This window comes from Pseudophaeobacter flagellatus (assembly GCF_021228235.1).
Lineage (GTDB): Bacteria > Pseudomonadota > Alphaproteobacteria > Rhodobacterales > Rhodobacteraceae > Pseudophaeobacter > Pseudophaeobacter flagellatus.
In genome coordinates, this window is record NZ_JAJQRG010000022.1 from 1 (window position 1) to 4,811 (window position 4,811).

At 54.2% G+C, this 4,811-nt stretch carries 6 protein-coding genes; 3 read left to right on the forward strand and 3 right to left on the reverse strand.

Going from position 1 to position 4,811, the window contains the following annotated elements; all coding sequences use genetic code 11:
- Positions 1-77: 77 nt before the first annotated feature.
- The 3 genes from LRK71_RS20365 to LRK71_RS20375 form a co-directional block, all read right to left on the reverse strand.
- Positions 78-827, reverse strand: coding sequence for a helix-turn-helix domain-containing protein (locus LRK71_RS20365; protein WP_232405786.1), 750 nt, complete (start codon positions 825-827; stop codon positions 78-80).
- On the reverse strand, positions 820-1,056 hold the full coding sequence (locus LRK71_RS20370; RefSeq protein ID WP_232405787.1) for a helix-turn-helix domain-containing protein: 237 nt from the start codon (positions 1,054-1,056) through the stop codon (positions 820-822). Before LRK71_RS20370 ends, LRK71_RS20365 begins: the two co-directional genes overlap by 8 nt.
- 88 nt (positions 1,057-1,144) lie before the next feature.
- On the reverse strand, positions 1,145-1,594 hold the full coding sequence (locus LRK71_RS20375; RefSeq protein WP_232405788.1) for a hypothetical protein: 450 nt from the start codon (positions 1,592-1,594) through the stop codon (positions 1,145-1,147).
- Positions 1,595-1,987: 393 nt separating this feature from the next.
- Here LRK71_RS20375 and LRK71_RS20380 point away from each other — a divergent pair, with 393 nt between their 5' ends.
- The 3 genes from LRK71_RS20380 (at position 1,988) to LRK71_RS20390 (ending at position 4,777) form a co-directional block, all read left to right on the forward strand.
- Positions 1,988-2,437, forward strand: coding sequence for a hypothetical protein (locus LRK71_RS20380; protein WP_232405789.1), 450 nt, complete (start codon positions 1,988-1,990; stop codon positions 2,435-2,437).
- A gap of 267 nt (positions 2,438-2,704) precedes the next feature.
- Entirely contained in the window at positions 2,705-3,715 is a 1,011-nt protein-coding gene (locus LRK71_RS20385) for a replication initiator protein A (RefSeq protein WP_232405790.1), read from the forward strand.
- 159 nt (positions 3,716-3,874) lie between these two features.
- Entirely contained in the window at positions 3,875-4,777 is a 903-nt protein-coding gene (locus LRK71_RS20390; RefSeq protein ID WP_232405791.1) for a DNA adenine methylase, read from the forward strand.
- The last annotated feature ends 34 nt before the right edge of the window (positions 4,778-4,811 follow it).

Below are 4,811 nucleotides of genomic sequence, written 5' to 3' on the forward strand. Positions count from 1 at the left end.
CGGTAGAGAGTCTTTATGTCTCTCACGGGCTTGAGATTTTTGACATGGAGTTACCGCAGAAAGAGCCGAAAACACGCCTATTCGCGTAGCTTTCGCTTGATGAACGCCGCGATCTCTATTGATTTATCTTCGGCTTCCTTCTTGAGGCTGTCGTAATACTGAGCTTCGTCACCAGTCCAGACAACTTCTACGCGACGTGATTCCGTTTCGGCTATGTGATCGTAGTCCTCCGGTGAAGCCCAGAAACACCGTCTGCATATGTCTGGATCGTGCTTCTTGAGCAGGTTGTCGCAGTGCTCGCATGACCAGCTTTTAGCCCGATTAGACGAGGCATCGAGCAACATGAATTCTCTCGGATCGAGCGCCGCATTTCCGTTCTCGTCGCCAATCACTTCATAGGGAATACGGTGGTCGATCTGTAGGTATCGCTCATCCAAGCCCTCGCCCGTGAAGGCATCTTTCGAGCCATACATCTCAAGCAAATCCTGCTTGAATTTCTTCGAGAAAGCCTTGCGGCCACCTATGCGGCCACGCTTGATCTTCGACACATCATCGAAAGTGTAAGCGCCCATTCTACGCCCTGTCTTTGGACTGGTGACGTTATGGGTGACTAGAGGAATACCGTTCTCCCGCACATCGCGGATTGCACGAGGCGGGTGGTCATACCCATAAAGGTCGCTCAATTCTTCATTGGTAATGATGCCGTGTTCTAAGATGTGGTCGATCACCGTTCGCGCACGCTTCGCCTCGATGCTAAGGCACAGCGCCAGAAGCGCAGGGTCGAGTGTAGAGCGCGGAGTGCGTTTGATCTTGTCGAAGTCAGCCATCTTCTCTCAACAAATCTGTCGGGTCTACGCCAAGGCTTTTGGCTAGAGCTTCCAAGGTCGAAACGGTGATGTTTCGTTCCGAGCGCTCGATTGAACCAATGTAGGTGCGATGATAGCCGCACAGGTCTGCAAATTCTTCCTGAGATAACCCCATGCGAAGGCGGCGCTTGCGCACATTCGCAGCGATAACCTCTTGTAAATGCGAAATGTCTTTGGCCGTTTCTGTCATCAAGCCATCTGAAACACTTGATGACTTTAGGTCTACAGACTATTGCTAGCACATCGCATTTCATCCCCTGTTATTCCAAGGGAAACACTTATCCGATTAGACGCGCCCAGAGGCCACGCTTGGGCGGCTCTGCGGCCTTCTCTCGCTGATCGGTCAACGCGGCCAAAGCCTGCCTGTGATCAGCGCTCTGGCGCTCTGCCTGCTCCTTCAAAACCTCGATTTGATCGGTGAGTTGAGAGCGCTCGCGCTCACGTTCCGCGTCCATGCGCTCAATCTGCTCCCGAAGCATCTTAACTTCGATCTCCAAGGCGCTGTTTTGGATGGTTTTTTGATGGTTTGAAAAGGAGGTCTGAATCGGTTTTTCAGAGTTTTCAGAACTGGTTTTCGGAAACACCCGGAAAAGCTCAGAAGGGTCAATCTCCCAATGCCCCTTTTCGTTCTTCTCGGCACTCATTCGGCCACTATTTAAGGCATCCAGCAAGGTAGACTTGGCGATCCCCGCCTCCTTTGCAGCCTTATTCAAAGATAGTTTTACCATGGTTCTGCTATGCCCTATACAGGAGGTCTGAGGTGGACTTCCTACTGGTTTCAAACCAGCTTAGACGAAAACCACCTAAGCAGGGAAGTCTTGAGTTCTCAGCCGTCTTTTCAGATGGTCACAAGCTGAACCCATCATCCCTTTCACGGCTGATATCGCGCTCGTGCTCGATGCTATGCTCTGCCTCTCTGTCGCGCTCCCTGACCTGCTCATGCGCGGCCTCAAGTGTTGAGAAATCCGCGCCACGCAATGCCTCGGCCAACCCGTTGAGGGAATGCTCCGCCACCTCCCGCACACGAGCGTAGGTCTCGGCAAAACGCTCGCGCAGACCTGACACAACCTCGCGGACCTGTTCCAGCCGCCCGTACCCTGCTGCGGGTCGAAATCGCCGATGTGAAGAAACGCCAGATCACGGAAGAACGGCTCAAGCACCTGCAAGCCGCACTGGAAGATAACGCGGAAAAAATCGCGGGGGTCCAGAATGCAGCCTCGCAAGGGGGCAGGGAAGGCGCGTCCCGTCTGGCCCATTCTCTGGATCAGACCGCCCGTGAGATGCAGGGGAAGGTTGATGATGCCGTGCGCAGCCTCTCAGAGGCCCGTAGAGCGGCCTCAGGCACCGTTCTGGCCCGTAGGCGCAACGTCTGGCTCCTGATGGCTTTCTCAGCCCTTACAGGGCTTGCCACGGGCGCTTTGGTTTCATTGGTGGTGTTCGATTACTACTTGGGCCGGGATTTTGCGGACAGCGTCCAGCTCATGGGGCTGGATTGGGCCTGCACTCGGCAGGATGGCTTCATCGCGGATCAGCAGAACGGCAAGTTCTGTGTGTTCCAGCTCAGCGAATAATCCACAGGCAACGCCTAGTGTTAATAGTGTTACCTACGGAGTATGTTACGGGGCCAAAAATCGCCCTTAACTCACTGATACAATAAAGGTAAACTATCCACAGGGTTCCGAAACTAACGAATCTAGGTTCCGAAACTAACGAATCTAGGTTCCGAAACTAACGAACTGAAATGGCCTCAAATCGGGTCCTGATATAACGAACTTGACGAGCCTAGCTCGCTGCATGATGCTGGTTCCCAATGTAACGAACTAACCCAAGGCAACCGGATGCCCCTTCTCCCCGACAGACATCCCCAGAAGGACTTCTTCATCCTCGACATTTCCGATGTTGTGCCGAAGGACGACATGGCCTCGATGGAGCATCCGCTGTTCTCACTCGCGACCAAGCCGGACATGCGCCACCTTGAATATCGTGGGGGCGACAACCGGCTGAAAATCGTGCCATCCGGAGTCGGCCTGCCCACGATCTTCGACAAGGACATTCTGATTTTCTGCGTGAGCCAGCTCATGCACCGCAAGAACCGGGGCGAGAAAATTGGCAAACGAGTGCGCTTCAGCGCCCGTGAGCTGATGATCACCACCAACCGCAAGACGGGCGGGGTCGAGTATCAACGCCTGGAACAGGCGTTCCAGAGACTCATAGGCACGACCTTCCAGACCGACATTCAGACCGGGAACAGACGTGAGACACGCTTCTTTAGCCTGCTTGAATCTGGCAGCGGGTTCGTCATGAAGGAAGAGGGCAAGTGGCGGCTCGACTACTGTGAGGTGATCCTGTCTGACTGGGTGATGCGCGCGATTGAGGGCGACGAGGTCGTGACGATCTCGAACGACTATTTCCGCCTGCGCCGCCCGCTGGAGCGCCGCCTGTATGAGATCGGTCGCAAGCATTGCGGTAGCCAGTCGAAATGGCACATCGGCCTCGCTAAGCTTCAAGAAAAGACCGGCAGCAACGCTCCCCTGAAGAAATTCCGGCTGAACATTCGTCAGATCATCGAGGAAGATCACACGCCGTTTTATCGCATGGAGCTGACCACAGACGACTTGGTAATCTTCCGTCCGCGTTCGCCGCAGAGCGATCTCTCACCCGAGATCCGGCTACCAGAATGGGCGGAGGACAAGGCGCGTGGTATTGCGAGGGAAAAAGGCCGAGACTACTACGCCCTTCGTTCTGATTGGATGGGGTTTGCCAAGAGCGAAGCGGCCAAGGGGAACCCGCCCAAGAATAGCGGTGCAGCCTTCGTGGCATACTGCAACAAACAGAAAAAGCTCCGTTAAGGGGGCTGATGTTCAATTCCATAAGTGGCGGCTCGCGCCGTCGTTGGGGCCTGCCTGCCCCTCGCGGGGTGGGTCGCCTTCAATTTTCCGCAAAATATTGTGGATGCTTTGTGCGTACACACTATGCACAAATGATGACTTCGAATAGCATGCCGCACCATGAGAAACATGAAGCCCCTATCCATTCAGCCTATTCCATACCAAGGCAGCAAGCGTTCACTTGCTCCGAGGATTTGTCAGCTTATCCCCGATGGGGTTGAGACACTTTACGAACCGTTTGCAGGCTCGGCGGCTATCACGATCTATGCAGCAACACACAGCCAAGCTGAGAGATTCGTTATTGGCGACAGCTTCGGCGTCCTGATCGACCTTTGGGAAATGATCATCCAGAGGCCTAGCGAACTCTCTGAAAGGTATAACGAGGTCTGGCATGCACAGCTTGATAACCCCCACCACTTCAACGAGGTTCGTTCTGCCTATAACGACAAGGCCGACCCTGTGCAGCTTCTGTATCTGGTTGCCAGATGTGTGAAGAATGCCGTGCGTTTCAACAAACATGGCCACTTCACACAATCCGCTGACAAGCGGCGCACAGGCATGAAACCCGACAAGGTGGCACGCACGGCTCATGCCGTCAGTAAGCTCTTAAAAGGGCGTGTAGAACTCTACAAAGGCGACTTTGAGGCCTGCATTCACAATGCCCGCCCCTCTGATTTCGTTTACATGGACCCGCCTTACCAAGGCACGTCTTACGGTCCCGATAAACGCTACGCTGCCCAACTGGAACGAGACACCTTGATTGAGGCACTGCATCGCCTTGATACCAGAGACGTGCCTTACGTCCTGTCCTATGACGGCCGCACAGGCGATAAGACCTATGGCGATCCCTTGCCCAATTCCATCAGTGCGCATCTTCTCGAAATCTCTGCCGGCAGGTCATCACAGGCCACGTTGAACGGAAGCGACGCTGTAACGGTAGAGAGTCTTTATGTCTCTCACGGGCTTGAGATTTTTGACATGGAGTTACCGCAGAAAGAGCCGAAAACACGCCTATTCGCGTAGCTTTCGCTTGATGAACGCCGCGATCTCTATTGAT

Bases quoted from the DNA above. Each gene is read 5' to 3' on its own strand.
- LRK71_RS20390 (WP_232405791.1), top strand. From the start codon at position 3,875: ATGAGAAACATGAAGCCCCTATCCATTCAGCCTATTCCATACCAAGGC.
- LRK71_RS20370 (WP_232405787.1), bottom strand. From the start codon at position 1,056: ATGACAGAAACGGCCAAAGACATTTCGCATTTACAAGAGGTTATCGCT.
- LRK71_RS20365 (WP_232405786.1), bottom strand. From the start codon at position 827: ATGGCTGACTTCGACAAGATCAAACGCACTCCGCGCTCTACACTCGAC.
- LRK71_RS20385 (WP_232405790.1), top strand. From the start codon at position 2,705: ATGCCCCTTCTCCCCGACAGACATCCCCAGAAGGACTTCTTCATCCTC.
- LRK71_RS20375 (WP_232405788.1), bottom strand. From the start codon at position 1,594: ATGGTAAAACTATCTTTGAATAAGGCTGCAAAGGAGGCGGGGATCGCC.